Below are 18,659 nucleotides of genomic sequence, written 5' to 3'. Positions count from 1 at the left end.
GAACCTTTACAGGGCTCCAATATGACCTCAGGAAAGTAAAAAAGTTATGCGGCCAGCAATTCTTTTGCGTTTGCCAGCGTATTTTTTGTGACTTCGCTACCGCCGAGCAGCCGCGCCAACTCTTGCAGACGTGCTCGTTTATCCAATGGCGACATCTGGGTTTCGGTTACCGTGCCGTCGGTTTGCTTGCTGACATAGAAATGTTGGTGACCACAACCGGCAACCTGCGGTAAGTGAGTCACGCACATCACCTGGGTTGATTCCCCAAGCTGGCGCAGCAGGCGGCCAACGATGGCTGCCGTTGGGCCACTGATGCCGACGTCCACTTCATCGAAGATGAGCGCCGGGGTCTCCATTTTACGTGCGGTAATGACCTGGATCGCCAATGCGATGCGCGATAGCTCGCCACCGGAGGCCACTTTTGCCAGCGGTTGCAACGGTTGCCCTGGGTTGGTGGAGACGCAGAACTCAACGCGGCTGGCCCCCTCGCTGCTCAGGTATTCCGGTTCAAAGCGTACATCGATATTAAATTTGCCGTGCGGCATCGAGAGCGCATTCATGCTTTCGGTGATCAGGGTGGTTAACTCGGCCGCGTAGTGCTGACGTTTCTGGTGCAGCTGTTCAGCCAGAGCCAGCGCCTGTTGATGATGCAGATTGACGGCTTCGCTCAGGTGTTGCTGATCGCTGGCCTGTTGGGACAGCAGTTGTTGCTCGTCCAGCAGTTGTTGATGCAGGACGGGTAACTCTTCTGGTGAAACATGGTGCTTACGTGCCAGGCCTATCTGGCGTGACAGGCGCTGTTCCAGCTCATGCAGGCGATTAGGATCGAGATCCATGCGGTCTGCGTAATGGCGCAGCTCGTCACTGGCCTCGCTGATTTGGATCGAGGCTTCTTCCAGCATATCCAGCAGGCCGCTGAGTTTCTCATCCATACCGATCAGATCCAGCAGCAGGTGCTTGGTGGTGTAGAGCTGGCTGAGCATGTTGTGTTGTTCATCGTCGGCGAGCAATTGCAACGCTTGCTGGCTGAGGGTCAGCAACTGGCCGCTGTTAGCCAGGCGTTTGTATTCGCTATCGATCTGCTCAAATTCACCGGCTTGAGGGGCGAACTCGTTCAGCTCTTTCAATTGGTATTGCAGCAGTTGCTTGCGGGCATCGCGCTCGAGAGATTGCTGCTGATGGTGTGCCAGCTCCCGGCAGCTTTGGTGCCATTGGTGGTAGGCCTGGTGCATGGCCGCCTGTAAAGCGGGTTCGCCCGCATAGGCATCCAGCAGCTGTTTTTGGTGTTCGGGTTTGAGCAGCAGTTGGTGGGCATGCTGGCCGTGGATCTGGATCAGCCGTTGTCCCAGTTCCCGCAGTTGGGAAAGCGGGACGGCGGTGCCGTTGATAAAGCCACGCGAACGGCCGTCTGTACCGATGACGCGGCGCAGCAGGCACTCGTTGCTGTCATCCAGCTGATTCTGTTCCAGCCATTCGCGGGCGGATGGGGTATCAGCCAGTGAGAAGCGGGCACAGATATCGGCACGGGAGGCCCCCAGACGAACCACGTTGCCGTCGGCGCGATTACCGAGGCAGAGGCCTAACGCATCAATAGCAATCGACTTACCGGCACCGGTTTCACCGGTGATCGCCGTCATACCCGCTTGAAAGTCGATCTCCAACTCACGAACGATAGCAAAATTGCTGATGGTTAATTGCGCCAACATAGGGACCTTCCTGTTCATAAACACATAGCTGTGATTTCATACAGTATAAACTGGTTTTATATACAGTAAAGCGGTTGGCGCTATTTTTAGAATAATTTTTTTGACCAGCCCAATTTGGTACTCAACGTATTGAAATAGCTGTAATCCTTGGGGTGGATCAGGTTTAGGTGGAAGTCGCTGCGCCGGATCAGAACCTCTTCGCCTTCCTGGATAGGCAGGGCGATCTGGCTGTCACAGCTGATTTCCAGATCGCTGCCGATATGGGAAAACTTCAGGCGGATCGTGCTGTCACCGTTAATCACCAGCGGCCGGGCGGAAAGCGTGTGCGGGAACATCGGCACCAGCGCAATGGCTTCCAGCGACGGGGTCAAAATGGGGCCGCCTGCGGAAAGCGAGTAGGCGGTGGAGCCGGTTGGTGTGGCGATGATCAGGCCGTCGGAACGCTGCGAGAAGGCGAAGCGATCGTCAATGTAGACTTCAAACTCGATCATATGTGCCACCTTGCCGGGGTGTAACACGACCTCGTTAATCGCGGTGCTAACGCGGCATTGCTGGTGCTCTTTATGGACGATGGTTTCCAACAGGAAGCGCTTCTCGTCGATATATTCCCCTTCCAGCACGTCCGCCAATTGCTGGAGCGCGTTATCCGGGTCGAGATCGGTCAGAAAACCGAGATTGCCACGGTTAACCCCGATCACTTTGATGTCATAACGCGCCAATACGCGTGCGGCGCCCAGCATATTGCCATCACCACCGACCACGACGGCGAGATCCGCCCGCAGACCAATCTCTGCCAGGCTGCCGGTGTCGGCGTCTTTCATGCCTAAGTCGTGGGCAATCTGGCGTTCAAGGATCACCGAGTAGCCACGGGCAACCAACCATTCGTATAACATCTCATGGGTGGCCAGAGCAGAAGGGTGACGCGGGTGCCCAACAATGCCAATACATGCAAATTTTTTATTCATTGCTGCCATTTTCCTCACCAGGGACGGTTTATGCCCCACATTGTGACCGGTTGACTTGAAACCCCGGTTTTGATCCCCATAATAAGCCAAGTTGCGAGATTAATGCTAAAACGCGGAGATATTCATGAGTAGTAAAGAACAGAAGACGCCAAACGAGCAAGCCTCGGAAGAAATGGAACAGCAAGCACAGCACGAAGAAGCCATGGCGGCCGGCGCCGATCTGCGCGATGAACGCATTGCCGAGCTGGAAACCCAACTGGCCGAAGCTCAGCAACGCGAGCGTGATAGCCTGCTGCGTGCCAAAGCCGAAATGGAAAACGTTCGCCGTCGTAGCGAGCTGGACGTTGAGAAGGCACACCGCTTCGCGCTGGAAAAATTCTCAGGCGATTTGCTGCCGGTGATCGACAACCTGGAGCGTGCGCTGGAGCTGGCGGACAAGAACAACCCTGAACTGGTCGCGATGATCGAAGGGATTGAGCTGACGCTGAAGTCACTGCTTGACGCGGTACGCAAGTATGGTATCGAAGTGGTGGGTGAACTCAACGTGCCATTCAACCCGGACGTGCACCAGGCGATGAGCCTGATGGAATCAGCCGACCATCAGCCGAACCATGTCATGATGGTGATGCAGAAAGGCTATACGCTGAATGGCCGCCTGCTGCGCCCGGCGATGGTAGCGGTTTCCAAAGCCAAGTCTTGATAAGACCTGGTGAAGGAAAAAGGCACCCGCGGGTGCCTTTTTCACGCCTGGATCAGGCTTGCGGCAGGTGCGGCACCCAGTCAATCGGTGCCAACCCTTGTTGTTCCAGTAGCTGATTGGTTTGTGAAAAGTGGTGACAACCCAGGAAACCGCGATGGGCAGAAAGCGGAGAGGGATGCGGCGCTTTCAACACATGATGGCGCTGACGATCGATAAAACTCCCTTTCTTTTGTGCGTGCGAACCCCATAGCAGGAACACCACGCCCTCGCGGTTTTCATTTAGTGCGGCTATGACCTTGTCGGTAAAGGTTTCCCAGCCCAGGTTGGCGTGAGAATGCGCCCGGCCACCCTCAACGGTTAACACGGTATTGAGCAGCAGTACGCCTTGCTCGGCCCAGCTTTGCAGGCAACCGTGTGTCGGGCGTTCAAAGCCGGGGATATCCGTTACCAGCTCTTTATACATATTGACCAGTGAAGGCGGCGCAGGGATGCCTGGGAGCACGGAAAACGACAGGCCATGAGCCTGGTTCGGGCCGTGATAGGGATCTTGCCCGAGGATCACCACTTTGACGTCCGCCAATTCGGTAAAGCGGAAAGCGTTAAACACGTCCTTCTGTGGTGGATAAATGGTCTTACCAGCCTGGCGCTCGTTGGCAACAAAGGCGAGTGTATCCAGAAAGTAGGGCTGCTCTTTCTCTTTGCCGATGACGTCATGCCAGGTGAGGGAGGTAGACATAAGCACTCTCCTTTGTTTTTGTTAGCAATTCATTGCGCATAGCTTACCGTTAACCTCCGCTCGGCGAAACCCGCTTTTTCGATCGCTATGGTGAGCGAGGATTACAAATATTTTTTAAAATTTACAAAAATAATTTTAAGGAACAAAAGGGTAAAATTGATATAAAACATAAATTTGCCTCTGGCGTTCATTTGGATGCCCCTTAAAAATTGATTTTAGTCAAAGAATCGACCCGGTTTGACTGGTATACAGAACAACAAGACAACATTGGTTTTACCAAATGGCCGGAAGCCAAACCGAGTTTTCCGGCAACGTAGAAATTTTTCTCCCTGTTACGGAGGCAACAAAATGATTACTGGTATTCAAATCACTAAAGCGAACAATCAAGCACTGGTGAACTCTTTCTGGCTGCTGGATGATGAGAAATCAGAAGCGCGCTGTGTGTGTGCCAAAGCGGATTATGCGGAAGATCAGATCGTGCCTGTCAGCGAACTGGGCCAGATCGAGTACCGTGAAGTGCCGATGGAAATGCAACCTACCGTGCGCGTTGAAGGTGGTCAGCACCTGAACGTAAACGTGCTGCGTCGCGAAACGTTGGAAGATGCGGTCAAGAACCCGGAAAAATACCCACAGCTGACCATTCGTGTGTCTGGCTATGCGGTGCGTTTCAACTCACTGACGCCTGAGCAACAGCGTGACGTTATCGCACGTACCTTTACCGAAAGCCTGTAATTTCAGGTGAGGTAAACAAAAGGGAGCTTCGGCTCCCTTTTTCTATGGTTAAAATTCTTGATCGCCCCTCACCCCAACCCTCTCCCACGGTACGAAATGGGGATCACATGGGTACTTGTTCAGGGGAGAGGGAGCCAGTCCGGTGTTGTGGTTAGGTACGGAAGCTAATCTGTAGCAGGGGGGCGTCGAGGATGAATACTGTCGTTAAGATGTGGCACGTTCAGTCCCCTCTCCCTGTGGGAGAGGGTTAGGGAGAGGGGATTGCAACGTAGGAATTAAGCCTCTGGCTTGGCTTTCGGCTGGCGGCGCTTACCGACGTTTTTCGCGTCGCGATGGCGTACCTTCACCTTGACCTTCTCTTTGTTCTTCAGCTTGTCTTCAACGCGTTTAGCTAACACTTTCTTCGAAGGTTTCCCGTTGCTCTTCTCGCTAGGTACCTTGGTGGAAGGACGCAGCTCCTCAATCACGCGGGCTTTCAGTGGCTCATTGAGGTAACGGCCTACTTTGCCCAGCAGCAGATGGTCATGCGCCTCTACCAGCGAAATAGCGGTACCTTTGCGCCCGGCACGGCCAGTACGGCCAATACGGTGCAGATAGGTGTCGGCAGTGCGTGGCATATCGAAGTTGAACACGTGGGTGATATCCAGAATATCCAGCCCGCGTGCCGCAACGTCGGTGGCGACCAGTACGTTAACGCGGCCATCCATCATGCGTTTTACCGCTTCGTTACGCTTGGCCTGCACCATCTCGCCTTCGAGATAGCAGGTGTTGATGCCCGCTTCACGCAGCCAGGCTGCCAGCTCATGCACGCGCTCACGCTTACGTACAAAGATCACCGACTTCTGCACGTCCGGCTGTTGCAGCAAATGCACCAGCAGGGCGGTTTTATGCTTCACGTCATCGGCGCGGTAATACCATTGCAGGATTTTTTTACGTTCGCGGCGTGACGGATCGGCTTCAACTTCAACCGGATCTTTCAGGATGCGTTCGGCAAACTCGCGGATGGCTTCGCCTTCCAACGTTGCGGAGAACAGCAACGTCTGGGTACGCCAGCGGGTTTCGGCCGAGATGGTTTCGATGTCTTGCGCAAAGCCCATATCGAGCATGCGGTCGGCTTCGTCCAGGATCAGCGTTTCTACCGCGCGGCAGTCAAAGTTTTCTTCTTTGATGTATTGCAGCAGGCGGCCAGTGGTGGCAACGACCACGTCCTGGTTTTCGCTGAAGACTTCGGCGTGGTTCATATAAGCCACACCGCCGGTGATGGTGGCGATATCGAGCGAGGTATGCGCAGCCAATTCACGTGCCTGATCGGCCACCTGCATAGCCAGCTCACGCGTCGGGGTGAGGATCAACACGCGCGGTGGGCCCGATTTCTTACGTGGGAAATCCAGCAGGTGCTGCAGAACCGGCAGCAAGAATGCGGCGGTTTTGCCCGTACCGGTCGGTGCCGAACCTAATACGTCGCGCCCGTCCATGGCTGGCGGGATCGCCTCGGCCTGGATAGCGGTGGGGCGATCGTAGCCTTTATCACGCAAAGCGAGGATCAGGCGCTCATCGAGTTCGAGTTCGGAAAAATTGGTTGCTGTCATTATCTACCTCTACTTGGGGCGCCGATTATAGACGGGATGGCCGCAGGGTTCACCCTTTTTAACTTTTACCCTAAATCAGATTGCCTTATGCTACGCCAGTTTTGTCTGCTGGTGGCTATTGTGAGTAATCAAATTAAAACGAAATCGACCCCGCGTCGCGGCGGTTTTACCTTTAAGCAGTTCTTTGTTGCCCACGATCGTTGCGCGATGAAGGTGGGAACCGATGCGGTGTTACTCGGTGCCTGGGCTGCCGTGGATAACGTGCAGCGAGTGCTGGATATTGGCTGCGGTAGTGGACTGATTGCTCTGATGTTGGCGCAGCGAACAGCCGGCGAGGTCGCTATTGATGCAGTCGAACTGGACAACGATGCCGCCTTGCAGGCGCGTGATAACGTGCTGGAATCACCTTGGCCGCAAAAAATTCAGGTCTATGCCCAGGATATCCATCATTTTGCCCAGCAACATGCGCATTGTTACGATCTGATCGTCAGCAATCCGCCGTATTTTGAGCCTTCCGTTGCCTGTCGCGATTTGGCCCGTACCAACGCCCGCTATACCGAAACCCTGACTCACGATGCCTTGCTGGATAGCGCTGAACGGCTGATCGTGGCGGAGGGGCAGTTCTGCGTGGTGCTGCCTTATGCGATCGGTGAAGATTTTGAAGTGAATGCCCACCAACGTGGCTGGCACACCGCACGGCGGCTGAATATCAGTGACCGGGCCGATACGCCAAAACATCGTATGATGCTGGCATTAGCTCGTCAGCCGATGGTGAAACAAGAGGCTGAATTGGCAATAAAACTGGCGGATGGCAGCTACACCACCGAGTTCCGCCAGTTGATTACCGATTTCTATCTGAACTACTAAGCCTTCAGGGTTGCAGGATAGTGGGTTTCGGCTCGGGCAACATGTCTGGGTAATCAAGCGTGTAATGCAACCCACGACTTTCCTTGCGCTCCATCGCGCTGCGCACAATCAGTTCCGCCACCTGCACCAGATTACGTAGTTCCAGCAGGTTGTTGGAGATACGGAAGTTGGCGTAATACTCGTCGATCTCCTGCTGCAACGTATTGATGCGGCGCAGTGCCCGCTCCAGCCGTTTGGTGGTGCGCACGATACCGACGTAGTCCCACATGAACAGCCGCAGTTCGTGCCAGTTATGCTGGATCACCACGCGTTCATCCGAGTCATCCACCCGGCTTTCATCCCATTGCGGTAACTGTTTGGCCAGTTTGATGGCGGGGAGTCGCGTCAGAATATCTTCGGCGGCGGACCAGCCATAAACCAGGCATTCCAGCAGTGAGTTGGACGCCATACGGTTGGCGCCGTGCAGGCCGGTGTAGCTGACCTCGCCGATGGCATATAGCCCATCCAGATCGGTGCGACCATGTTGATCGACCATCACGCCACCACAGGTGTAATGCGCGGCAGGTACGATTGGGATTGGCTGTTTGGTCAGGTCAAAGCCCAGCGTCATCAGCTTTTCGTGGATCATCGGGAAGTGTTGCGTGATGAATTCCGCCGGTTTGTGGCTGATATCCAGATACATGCAGTCCGCACCCAGGCGCTTCATCTCATGGTCAATGGCGCGGGCGACGATATCGCGCGGAGCCAGTTCGCCACGCGGATCAAAGTCTGGCATAAAGCGGCTGCCGTCCGGGCGTTTCAGATGGGCACCTTCGCCGCGCAGGGCTTCGGTCAGCAGGAAGTTACGCGCCTGTGGATGGAACAGACAAGTTGGATGGAATTGGTTGAACTCCAGGTTGGCGACCCGGCAACCTGCGCGCCAGGCCATGGCGATGCCGTCACCCGAAGAGATATCCGGGTTGGTGGTATATTGATAAACCTTGGCCGCTCCGCCGGTAGCCAGCACCACCGTTTTGGCGCGATAGGTTTCCACCTGCTCCCGCTCACGGTTCCAGACGTAAGCGCCCACTACGCGCTTGGTGCCCGGCAAGCCGATCTTGTTGGAGGTGATCAGGTCGACCGCATTGCGCCGTTCCATCACACAAATATTGGGGTGAGCACTTGCTTTCGCTACCAGGGTAGTCTCTACTTCTTTGCCTGTGGCGTCGGCGGCGTGCAGGATGCGCCGATGGCTGTGGCCACCTTCGCGCGTTAGGTGATAGCGTTCTTCACCCTGGGAATTGGTTTCGGTGTCGAACAGGACGCCCTGATCGATCAGCCATTGCACGCAGTGGCGCGCATTGCCGGCAATAAACTCGACGGCGTCTTTATCACACAGGCCGGCACCGGCGATCAGCGTGTCATCAACGTGCGAGGCGATGCTGTCCGTTTCATCAAACACCGCGGCAATCCCGCCTTGGGCATAAAAGGTGGCGCCTTCATTGAGCGGACCTTTGCTGAGTACAGTAACCTTGCAATGTTGCGCCAAACGCAACGCCAGGGACAAGCCGGCAGCACCGCTGCCGACAATCAGTACATCGCTAACATGTTCAGATGATGGTTGCATAACGTATGATGTGTGCAGAAGAAGAGTGAAATTCATGTTAGCCTACTTGTCCGGGCAAAAGCCACGGACAAGGTGACATCAACAAAAAAACAATGGCGATATGGAACTTAGCGTTCCGTATGAACTCCAAGCGAGTGCTTGCTCAGGAAAATAATGTATGGCTGGCGGTACAATTTCACGCGTGGAGATAGATTTGGGGAGAGTTTACCTCGGATGAGCGAGCAGTTAACGGATCAGGTTCTGGTTGAGCGGGTCCAAAAGGGCGATCAGAAATCGTTTAACTTACTGGTGATTCGTTACCAGCATAAAGTGGCGAGTCTCGTTTCGCGCTACGTACCACAGGGCGACGTGCCGGATGTGGTGCAGGAGTCGTTTATTAAAGCTTATCGCGCACTGGAGTCATTCCGTGGTGATAGCGCCTTTTACACCTGGTTGTATCGAATTGCTGTCAATACAGCAAAAAATTACCTGGTTGCTCAGGGGCGGCGCCCACCATCAAGCGATGTGGATGCCAATGATGCCGAAAATTACGAAAGTGCGGGTGCACTGAAAGAAATTTCGAACCCTGAGAACTTAATGTTGTCAGAAGAACTGAGACAGATAGTTTTCCGTACCATTGAGTCACTCCCAGAGGATCTTCGCATGGCGATTACCCTGCGGGAGTTGGATGGTCTAAGCTACGAAGAGATAGCCGCCATCATGGATTGCCCGGTCGGAACCGTACGGTCACGTATTTTCCGTGCTCGGGAGGCTATCGATAATAAAGTTCAACCGCTGATCCAACGTTAGCGATAGCGGACACTGGAAGGGTACTTAGGCATGCAGAAAGAAAAGCTTTCCGCTCTGATGGATGGTGAAATGCTCGACAATGAGCTGCTGAGTTCATTGGGTAAAGATAAAGCACTTCAGCAAAGCTGGCAGAGCTATCACCTGATCCGTGACACGTTACGGGGTAATATCGGACAAGTCATGCATTTCGATATCGCAGACCGTGTTGCTGCCGCATTGGAAAAAGAGCCCGCTCGTCTGGTTCCTTCGGCAATCCCCGAATCTCAACCGCAACCTCATACCTGGGGTAAACTGCCGTTCTGGCACAAGGTGCGTCCTTGGGCTAGTCAGCTAACGCAGGTCGGCGTGGCCGCTTGTGTTTCTCTGGCAGTGATCGTGGGTGTACAACAGTACAATCAGCCTGCTGTACAGTCAGGCGTTGCTGAAGGCCCTGCGTTTAACACTATGCCGATCATGGGGGCAGCCTCCCCGGTCAGCCTGGGCGTCCCGGCAGACAGTTTCTCCACCGGCAGTGGTCAACAGCAGCAGGTGCAGGAACAGCGCAAACGCATCAATGCCATGCTGCAGGATTATGAGCTGCAACGTCGTTTGCACTCCGATCAACTGCAACTTGAACAAAGCAGGCCTCAGCAGGCGGCTATTCAGGTTCCTGGAACTCAGTCTTTAGGAATGCAACAGCAGTAATGAAGCAAATCTGGTTCTCCGTTTGTCTTTTAACGGGCAGCCTGCTCAATGCAAATATCGCCTCGGCGCAGGAACCTGCGTCCGGGGCGTTATTGCAACAAATGAGCAGTGCCAGCCGTTCACTCAACTACGAACTCGCCTATATCAGCATCAGCAAGCAGGGGATAGAGTCGTTACGCTATCGCCATGCGGTGATCGACCAACAGCCGTTGGGGCAGTTGCTGCATATGGATGGCCCGCGCCGGGAAGTGCTGCAACGTGGTGGTGGGATCAGCTATTTTGAGCCTGGTCTGGAACCGTTCACGCTGTCTGGCGATCATATCGTCGACGCCTTGCCCGCCATCGTGTTTGCCGATTTCGACTATCTGGCGAAATACTACGATTTCATCTCCGTTGGCCGCACCCGCATTTCCGATCGGGCCTGTGACGTCTACCGCGTTGTGTCTCGTGACGGCTCCCGTTACAGCTACGTGGTGTGGATGGATATGGAAACCAAGCTGCCGCTGCGGGTCGATCTGCTCGATCGCGATGGCGAAACGCTGGAGCAGTATCGGGTTATCTCGGTCGTCGTGGGCGATCAGGTGAAGACTGTCATGCAGCCTTTGCTCAAGGCTAATCTGCCACCGCTATTAACCTTGCCTGCGGCTGAGGACGTCAAGCTGGCCTGGAAGGCCGGTTGGTTGCCTGCTGGCGTGAATGAGGTGGCGCGCAATCGCCGCAAATTGCCGAATGTAGCGGTACCCGTTGAATCACGCCTGTATAGCGATGGCTTGTTCAGCTTCTCGGTCAATATCAGCCCTTCGGGCAGCAATGCCAGCCAACAGTTTTATCGTCAGGGCCGCCGTACCATCCAAACCGAAATTCGTAATGGCAATGAAATTACCGTGGTCGGGGAATTACCGCCCTCAACGGCCAAACGCATTGCCGACAGCATTACTTTCAAGGTAGCGCCACAATGATGAAAGAGTGGGCCACGGTGATCTCGTGGCAACAGGGCGTGGCGCAGCTACGTTGTGAGCCTAAAGCTGGCTGTGGCAGCTGTACCGCGCGCTCTGGCTGTGGTGCTCGTGCCTTCGATGAGCTGGTGCCTGAAAGTGAACATCACTTGCAGGTGGCCATCGCCCAGCCTCTTGAGCCCGGCCAGCGCGTTGAAGTCGGTATCGCCGAAGGCAGCCTGTTACGCTCGGCAATGTTGGTCTATTTGACCCCGCTATTTGGTATGATGCTCGGCGGTGGTCTGTTGCAATGGTTTTTGGGTAGCGACGCTGCCGCAGCGCTCGGTGCAATTTTAGGGGGTGGCCTAGCCTTCCTGATTGCACGTAGCTTGGCAAAACGCCTTGGTGAACAGGCCAATTACCAACCCGTGGTGCTGCAAATCGGTTTGCCGCCCGGTGCCTTGCGTTTACATACCGAAACCGAATCCCCGATTTAATAGGGTGGCCGCGTCATCGCTGGGTTGTTGTAGGCGGGGATGCGGTTGCCGATCATATGCTCCATCAGCGCAATAAACAGATCGGCGCTGAACAGCGAGTAATAGCACAGCGAAAACAGCTCGTTGCCTTGTAAATCGAACAGGCGAAGGGTACCCCGTTGCGCATTTTTCTCCAGCCGGTGGATCTTTTCGATCTGCACCTGCGTCTGAGAGGTACTCAGCGTTGTCGCGCTAAGCCGTAATGTTTGAATCGGCTTCACCCGCCACGGCTCAAGCCAACGCCTGCCGCTATTGAGATAGCCAAACGTCAACTTCTCCCCTTGATAGAGCGAATTTAATGCCTGCGGCCCACGTTGCTGGATCTGTCGTTGGATCAGCATTTCAATCAGTTGCTGGGAGTGTGAAACATTGCTCTTGATGCTGTACCAGAACGCCGCCTCCGTGGTGCGAAACGCCATGGTGTCGCTCAGCCCCCCAAGCAGCCTGCTACCGTGAGAGCGGTAGATATCGGCAATCTTTTCAAACGCAATAAACCGTTCTTTATGGCTGCGGTGATCCAGCACGCGTACGCCGTGCTCATACAGACGATAGGTCAGCATTGGCCGCAGGTACTGGCGCAATGCCAGCAAAATACTGCCCAACAGAATGATAGCCGCGCCGGTTTGTAGTAAGGTCAGAACGTTTCGGTCTTCCATGTTGCTCAATAACGGCATTAATAACAGCGCCGCACCGAGAGTGAACAGCAGCGCTACCGCTGCCAAAATGCCCCAGTTGACCTTGGAAAAATCGTGCCGGCTCAGCATTTGCCCTTTATCGATCATGGTAAACCTTCTAATCAATGTTCAGAGGAGATGCTGGTGAACTCTGGTGGGCTTGCCGATGTCGTAGTGCCCTGAAGTCTATTTTTATCCAAAGTTCCTGCCACTTGTAACCGAGGGGAACCAGAGGCGTATATGGGGCTTTTCCTAAAGCGGAGGTGTGGCGGCGTAAATGTAAGTTATTGATAAAAATATTATTTATCAGATAATTAAGATTGGGTTTATTGCGTAATCGCGCAATATGTATTACCAGCGGGTAAATGTGACCTGGGCAAGATGGTTGGCGCTATTAATCCACAATTTTTATCGGGCTTAGGCCGCGTTAATATCTGCTTTCATCAACTGCGACGCTCTGCAACACTAAACTACGTATAATCGAATAGCTTCACTGCACCGATCGCTAGGTTTTCAGGGTTGTGGCATGTAGAATGCTGCGATTCAGGCGAAAAATAGCCGACCCATTCACCGTCGCTTTATGTCCATGCGGGTTCCATAGGCGAGTAATTCAGAAATACCAAGGCAGAAAAACTAATTAAATGAAACACATAAGAAATTTTTCTATCATTGCCCACATTGACCACGGCAAGTCGACGCTGTCTGACCGTATTATCCAAATCTGCGGCGGCCTGACCGAACGTGAAATGGCCGCACAGGTGCTGGATTCGATGGATCTGGAACGCGAACGTGGTATTACCATCAAAGCGCAGAGCGTGACGCTCGATTATAAAGCCCTTGATGGTCAGGTTTACCACCTCAACTTTATCGACACCCCTGGGCACGTTGACTTCTCCTATGAGGTTTCCCGCTCACTGGCCGCCTGTGAAGGCGCATTGCTGGTGGTGGATGCCGGGCAGGGCGTAGAAGCTCAGACCCTGGCCAACTGCTATACCGCGCTGGACATGGATCTGGAAGTGGTGCCGGTGTTGAACAAGATTGACCTGCCAGCTGCCGATCCGGATCGCGCCGCACAGGAAATCGAAGATATCGTGGGTATTGATGCCACGGATGCGGTGCGCTGCTCGGCTAAAACCGGCGTTGGCGTGCCAGAAGTGCTGGAACGTCTGGTGCGTGATATCCCACCGCCAGAAGGCGATGGTGATGCACCGTTGCAAGCGCTGATCATCGACTCCTGGTTTGATAACTACCTCGGCGTTGTCTCCCTGATCCGGGTGAAAAACGGTACCCTGCGTAAAGGCGATAAAGTTAAGGTCATGAGTACCGGCCAAACCTATAACGCCGACCGTCTGGGGATTTTCACCCCGAAACGTGTCGATCGCGATGTGCTGAACTGCGGCGAAGTGGGTTGGTTGGTCTGCGCGATTAAAGATATCCTCGGTGCGCCAGTGGGCGATACCTTGACGTTGGCTCGTCAGCCAGCAGACAAAATGCTGCCAGGCTTCAAAAAAGTGAAGCCACAGGTGTATGCTGGTCTGTTCCCGATCAGTTCCGACGACTATGAAGCCTTCCGCGATGCGCTGGGCAAGCTGAGCCTGAACGACGCCTCCCTGTTCTATGAGCCAGAAAGCTCTACCGCGTTGGGCTTCGGCTTCCGCTGTGGCTTCCTGGGTCTGCTGCACATGGAGATCATTCAGGAGCGTCTGGAGCGTGAATACGATCTGGAGCTGATCACTACGGCACCAACGGTAGTGTACGAAGTCGAAACCACCGGCAACGAAACCATCTACGTCGACAGCCCATCCAAGCTGCCGCCGTTGAATAACATCGCTGAACTGCGTGAGCCGATTGCCGAGTGTCACATGCTGATGCCACAGGAATATCTGGGCAACGTGATCACGCTGTGTATCGAGAAGCGTGGCGTACAGACCAACATGGTTTACCACGGTAACCAGGTGGCGCTGACTTACGAAATCCCGATGGCCGAAGTGGTGCTAGACTTCTTTGACCGTCTGAAATCCACCTCGCGCGGTTATGCGTCGCTGGATTATAACTTCAAGCGTTTCCAGACCTCGGACATGGTGCGTGTTGACGTGTTGATCAACAACGAACGTGTCGATGCACTGGCGCTGATCACTCACCGTGATAACGCACAGTATCGTGGCCGTGATCTGGTCGAGAAAATGAAAGAACTGATCCCACGCCAGCAATTCGACATTGCGATCCAGGCGGCGATCGGCACGCATATTATCGCGCGTTCAACGGTAAAACAGCTGCGTAAAAACGTCTTGGCCAAGTGCTACGGCGGCGACGTCAGCCGTAAGAAGAAACTGTTGCAGAAGCAGAAAGACGGTAAAAAACGCATGAAGCAGGTGGGTAACGTTGAGTTGCCGCAGGAAGCATTCCTGGCCATTCTGCACGTGGGTAAAGACGGTAAGTAAGAGCGAAAGCTCGTGTAACTAGGGAGTTTGCATGGCGAATATGTTTGCCTTGATCCTGGCATTAGCCACATTGGTAACCGGGATCATCTGGTGCTTTGAGCGCTTTAAATGGGCGCCGGCACGTCGGGCGAAAATCGCGGCGGTCAATGCACAGGCGACCGGTACGGTCGACGAAGCCGCCTTGGCGAAAGTGGCCAGGCAGCCGGGTTGGGTTGAAACCGGGGCTTCGGTGTTCCCGGTATTGCTGTTGGTGTTTGTGGTGCGTTCGTTTATTTACGAGCCGTTCCAGATCCCTTCAGGCTCGATGATGCCGACGCTGTTGATTGGTGACTTCATTCTGGTGGAAAAATTTGCCTACGGCATAAAGGATCCGATCACCCAGACTACGCTAATTGAAACCGGTCATCCCAAGCGCGGCGATATTGCGGTATTTAAATATCCACGCGACACCAAACTGGATTATATCAAACGCGTGATTGGCCTGCCGGGCGATCGCGTGACCTATGATCCGGTGAATAAGCGTGTAACGGTGCAAGAAAACTGTAATAGCGGCCAAGCGTGCGATACTGCATTGGCAGTCACTTACAGCGATATGCAACCGAGCGATTTTGTCCAGATGTTTACCCGCAGCGGTATGGGCGAGACCAGCAATGGCTTCTTCCAGATGCCATTGGACGAAAACGTACCACAGGGTGGTGTTCGTCTGGCTGAACGTAAGGAAACTCTGGGTAACGTGACTCACCGTATTCTGACCGTGCCGGGCGCACAAGATCAGGTCGGTGCTTACTATCAGCAGGCAGGCCAGCAGTTGGCCGAGTGGGTAGTGCCAGCAGGCCATTACTTCATGATGGGTGATAACCGCGATAACAGCGCCGACAGCCGTTATTGGGGTTTCGTACCTGAGAAGAATCTGGTAGGTAAAGCCACGGCGATCTGGATGAGTTTTGAAAAGCAGGAAGGTGAATGGCCAACGGGCGTCAGATTGAGCCGTATTGGTGGTATTCACTAATAGTATTTTGCAAACTGCAGTTTATATGGCGAAGTTCCCTATGGATTTCGAGCTGCAGCTAGGCAACAAGCTATCTCATCCCCAGGAGCTTACTTTTGGGTAAGTGACTGGGGTGAGATAGTGCAGGTAACAACGCTGCAGCTTGAAAGACGACGGGAAAAACGCAGCATTATATTTCCACTCGTTGTAGAATAGCCCCTCGAGCGATAAAAAGTTGGCCCCTTATGGCGCCACTGCAAACGAAACAGCTTTGGATTGGCTTTTGGCAAAGCAGGCCTGTTCCGTATGCTGCAAGTTTTTGACGCATTCTTGATCTATTGGTAACTCATGAACCCCATCGTAATAAACAGGCTGCAGCGGAAGCTGGGCTACACTTTTCAACAGCAGGAGCTCTTACTGCAAGCGTTAACTCACCGTAGCGCCAGCAGTAAACATAATGAACGTCTCGAGTTTCTGGGTGATTCGATCCTTAGTTTTGTCATCGCCAATGCGCTCTACCAGCGTTTTCCTCGCGTAGACGAGGGAGATATGAGCCGCATGCGTGCCACGCTGGTGCGAGGCAATACGTTGGCTGAGATGGCCCGCGAGTTCGATCTGGGCGAGTGTTTGCGCCTTGGGCCGGGCGAGCTGAAAAGTGGTGGATTCCGCCGCGAGTCGATCCTGGCGGATACGGTGGAGGCACTGATTGGCGGTGTGTTCCTGGATAGCGATATTCAAAACGTCGAGCGCCTGATTTTGGACTGGTATCGTAGCCGGTTGGACGAAATCAGCCCCGGTGATAAGCAGAAAGACCCGAAAACCCGCTTGCAGGAGTTTTTACAAGGTCGCCATCTGCCATTGCCTTCATATCTGGTGGTGCAAGTTCGCGGTGAGGCGCACGATCAGGAGTTTACTATCCACTGTCAGGTGAGTGGTTTGAGCGAGCCCGTGGTGGGCACCGGTTCAAGCCGCCGTAAAGCCGAACAGGCGGCAGCGGAACAAGCGCTGAAAAAGCTGGAGCTTGAATGAGCGAAGAGAAACAATACTGCGGTTTTATTGCGATCGTAGGTCGTCCCAACGTGGGCAAATCCACGTTGCTGAACCAACTGCTGGGGCAAAAAGTCTCCATCACCTCGCGTAAACCACAGACGACCCGTCACCGCATTATGGGTATTGATACCGATGGCGCTTATCAGGCCATTTACGTCGACACCCCGGGTCTGCATATCGAAGAAAAGCGCGCCATCAACCGTTTGATGAACCGAGCTGCCAGCAGCTCAATCGGCGACGTCGAGTTGGTGATCTTTGTAGTGGAAGGCACGAACTGGACTGCCGATGATGAAATGGTGGTCAACAAGCTGCGCAGCCTGAAATGCCCGGTACTGTTGGCGATCAACAAAGTGGATAACGTTACCGACAAATCCAAGCTGTTGCCGCACATTGCGTTCCTCAGCCAGCAGATGAATTTCCTCGATGTGGTGCCGATCTCTGCCGAAAAAGGCATGAACGTGGATACTATCGCGGCTATCGCACGCAAAGTGTTGCCGGAAGCGGAACACCACTTCCCGGACGATTACATCACCGACCGTTCCCAGCGCTTTATGGCGTCGGAAATCATCCGTGAAAAGCTGATGCGTTTCCTGGGTGAGGAACTGCCTTACTCGGTGACGGTCGAGATCGAACAGTTTGTACCGAACGAGCGCGGCGGCTATAACATACATGGTCTGATCCTGGTTGAGCGTGAAGGCCAGAAGAAGATGGTGATCGGCAACAAAGGGTCGAAGATCAAGACCATTGGTACTGAAGCCCGCCAAGACATGGAACAGATGTTTGAAGCTAAAGTGCATCTGGAACTGTGGGTGAAAGTGAAATCGGGCTGGGCGGACGATGAACGTGCGCTGCGAAGCCTGGGCTATACCGACGACCTGAAATAATACCACCTATGGATGGTTGGGAGCGCGCTTTCGTCCTGCATGGACGGCCCTTTAGTGAAACCAGCCTGATGCTGGATCTGTTCACGGAAGGCCATGGGCGGGTGCGCTTGCTGGCGAAAGGCGCGCGTAGTCGCCGTTCCAATCTAAAGGGTTGCTTGCAACCCTTTACTCCTCTGTTAGTACGCTGGGGCGGTCGTGGTGAAGTTAAAACGCTGCGCGGCGCTGAAGCGGTTTCCCTCGGTTTACCACTCAGTGGCATGATGCTTTACAGCGGCCTTTACGTGAATGAGTTGTTGTCACGGGTGCTGGAGCAGGAAGGCAACTATTCGGTTCTGTTCTTCGATTATCTGCAATGCTTGCAGGCATTAGCTGCGGAAGACAGTTCCCCGGAACATGCTTTACGGCAGTTTGAGTTGGCGCTGTTGGGGCATCTGGGTTACGGCTTGGATTTCCTCCATTGTGCTGGCAGCGGTGAACCGGTGGATGATGGCATGACCTATCGCTATCGCGAGGAGAAAGGCTTTATCGCCAGCCTGGTGGTAGATCACTACAGTTTTACCGGCCGTGAACTCCGTGCACTGGATGAACGCCAATTCCCTGATGCAGACACTCTGCGCGCAGCCAAGCGCTTCACTCGCATGGCGCTAAAACCCTATCTCGGCGGTAAGCCGATCAAGAGCCGCGAGCTGTTTCGCCAGTTCGTACGCAAACAACCCGATACCCCCGTCGACGAAGCCTAAGCGGTTTCTGCTTTTGCCGTTTTGCCAGCCCGTGTAA

At 54.1% G+C, this 18,659-nt stretch carries 18 protein-coding genes; 12 read left to right on the top strand and 6 right to left on the bottom strand.

What is annotated here, in order from left to right:
- Positions 1–44: 44 nt before the first annotated feature.
- Both recN and nadK read right to left on the bottom strand, forming a co-directional pair.
- A complete protein-coding gene (recN, locus tag U869_RS0105130) occupies positions 45–1,706 on the bottom strand; it encodes a DNA repair protein RecN (protein WP_025119856.1) in 1,662 nt (553 codons plus the stop codon).
- Positions 1,707–1,792: 86 nt separating this feature from the next.
- Positions 1,793–2,671, bottom strand: a complete 879-nt coding sequence (gene nadK / locus U869_RS0105125) for an NAD(+) kinase (protein ID WP_025119855.1) — start codon at positions 2,669–2,671, stop codon at positions 1,793–1,795.
- A 124-nt stretch (positions 2,672–2,795) separates the two neighbouring features.
- On the opposite strand from nadK, the gene grpE reads away from it, so the two are divergent.
- The gene (grpE, locus tag U869_RS0105120; RefSeq protein WP_025119854.1) at positions 2,796–3,371 is read left to right on the top strand and encodes a nucleotide exchange factor GrpE; all 576 of its coding nucleotides are present in this window, start codon (positions 2,796–2,798) and stop codon (positions 3,369–3,371) included.
- A gap of 52 nt (positions 3,372–3,423) precedes the next feature.
- Here grpE and ung read toward each other — a convergent pair whose 3' ends face one another.
- Complete coding sequence (gene ung / locus U869_RS0105115; RefSeq protein ID WP_025119853.1) at positions 3,424–4,107, bottom strand: uracil-DNA glycosylase; 684 nt, start codon at positions 4,105–4,107, stop codon at positions 3,424–3,426.
- 348 nt (positions 4,108–4,455) lie between these two features.
- On the opposite strand from ung, the gene grcA reads away from it, so the two are divergent.
- Positions 4,456–4,839, top strand: a complete 384-nt coding sequence (gene grcA, locus U869_RS0105105) for an autonomous glycyl radical cofactor GrcA (RefSeq protein ID WP_025119852.1) — start codon at positions 4,456–4,458, stop codon at positions 4,837–4,839.
- A gap of 275 nt (positions 4,840–5,114) precedes the next feature.
- Here grcA and srmB read toward each other — a convergent pair whose 3' ends face one another.
- Positions 5,115–6,428, bottom strand: coding sequence for an ATP-dependent RNA helicase SrmB (gene srmB, locus U869_RS0105100; RefSeq protein ID WP_025119851.1), 1,314 nt, complete (start codon positions 6,426–6,428; stop codon positions 5,115–5,117).
- An 87-nt stretch (positions 6,429–6,515) separates the two neighbouring features.
- Here srmB and U869_RS0105095 point away from each other — a divergent pair, with 87 nt between their 5' ends.
- Positions 6,516–7,295: a tRNA1(Val) (adenine(37)-N6)-methyltransferase gene (locus U869_RS0105095; protein ID WP_025119850.1), complete on the top strand. Its 780-nt coding sequence runs from the start codon at positions 6,516–6,518 to the stop codon at positions 7,293–7,295.
- Positions 7,296–7,299: 4 nt separating this feature from the next.
- Here U869_RS0105095 and nadB read toward each other — a convergent pair whose 3' ends face one another.
- Complete coding sequence (gene nadB / locus U869_RS0105090; RefSeq protein WP_025119849.1) at positions 7,300–8,901, bottom strand: L-aspartate oxidase; 1,602 nt, start codon at positions 8,899–8,901, stop codon at positions 7,300–7,302.
- A gap of 213 nt (positions 8,902–9,114) precedes the next feature.
- Between nadB and rpoE the strand changes: the two genes are divergently transcribed.
- Genes rpoE through rseC form a run of 4 tightly spaced genes read left to right on the top strand, consistent with a single transcriptional unit; the run spans position 9,115 to position 11,806 of the window.
- On the top strand, positions 9,115–9,690 hold the full coding sequence (rpoE, locus tag U869_RS0105085) for an RNA polymerase sigma factor RpoE (RefSeq protein ID WP_012146382.1): 576 nt from the start codon (positions 9,115–9,117) through the stop codon (positions 9,688–9,690).
- Between the two features lie 30 nt (positions 9,691–9,720).
- Positions 9,721–10,374 carry an anti-sigma-E factor RseA gene (gene rseA, locus U869_RS0105080; protein ID WP_025119848.1) on the top strand — a complete coding sequence of 218 codons (654 nt, stop codon included), beginning with the start codon at positions 9,721–9,723 and terminating at the stop codon, positions 10,372–10,374.
- Positions 10,374–11,333 carry a sigma-E factor regulatory protein RseB gene (gene rseB / locus U869_RS0105075; protein ID WP_025119847.1) on the top strand — a complete coding sequence of 320 codons (960 nt, stop codon included), beginning with the start codon at positions 10,374–10,376 and terminating at the stop codon, positions 11,331–11,333. The genes rseA and rseB overlap by 1 nt, the downstream gene beginning before the upstream one ends.
- A complete protein-coding gene (gene rseC / locus U869_RS0105070) occupies positions 11,330–11,806 on the top strand; it encodes a SoxR-reducing system protein RseC (protein WP_025119846.1) in 477 nt (158 codons plus the stop codon). Before rseB ends, rseC begins: the two co-directional genes overlap by 4 nt.
- On the opposite strand, the gene U869_RS0105065 is transcribed toward rseC, so the two are convergent.
- Positions 11,803–12,627 (bottom strand): DUF6585 family protein, encoded by an 825-nt coding sequence (locus U869_RS0105065; RefSeq protein WP_025119845.1) that lies wholly within the window; start codon positions 12,625–12,627, stop codon positions 11,803–11,805. The two genes, rseC and U869_RS0105065, sit on opposite strands and share 4 nt — an antisense overlap.
- 533 nt (positions 12,628–13,160) lie before the next feature.
- Between U869_RS0105065 and lepA the strand changes: the two genes are divergently transcribed.
- The 5 genes from lepA to recO all read left to right on the top strand — a co-directional run bounded on the left by lepA (position 13,161) and on the right by recO (position 18,622).
- Positions 13,161–14,960, top strand: a complete 1,800-nt coding sequence (gene lepA / locus U869_RS0105060; protein WP_025119844.1) for a translation elongation factor 4 — start codon at positions 13,161–13,163, stop codon at positions 14,958–14,960.
- A gap of 31 nt (positions 14,961–14,991) precedes the next feature.
- Positions 14,992–15,969 (top strand): signal peptidase I, encoded by a 978-nt coding sequence (gene lepB, locus U869_RS0105055; protein ID WP_025119843.1) that lies wholly within the window; start codon positions 14,992–14,994, stop codon positions 15,967–15,969.
- Positions 15,970–16,296: 327 nt separating this feature from the next.
- Positions 16,297–16,977 (top strand): ribonuclease III, encoded by a 681-nt coding sequence (rnc, locus tag U869_RS0105050; RefSeq protein WP_025119842.1) that lies wholly within the window; start codon positions 16,297–16,299, stop codon positions 16,975–16,977.
- On the top strand, positions 16,974–17,882 hold the full coding sequence (gene era, locus U869_RS0105045) for a GTPase Era (RefSeq protein WP_025119841.1): 909 nt from the start codon (positions 16,974–16,976) through the stop codon (positions 17,880–17,882). Before rnc ends, era begins: the two co-directional genes overlap by 4 nt.
- An 8-nt stretch (positions 17,883–17,890) precedes the next feature.
- Positions 17,891–18,622: a DNA repair protein RecO gene (recO, locus tag U869_RS0105040; RefSeq protein WP_025119840.1), complete on the top strand. Its 732-nt coding sequence runs from the start codon at positions 17,891–17,893 to the stop codon at positions 18,620–18,622.
- Positions 18,623–18,659: the final 37 nt, after the last annotated feature.

The organism is Serratia sp. H1w (genome assembly GCF_000633355.1).
Taxonomy (GTDB): domain Bacteria; phylum Pseudomonadota; class Gammaproteobacteria; order Enterobacterales; family Enterobacteriaceae; genus Chania.
Note: the sequence above shows the minus strand (reverse complement) of the source record. Positions and strands in the feature narration are given on the sequence as shown.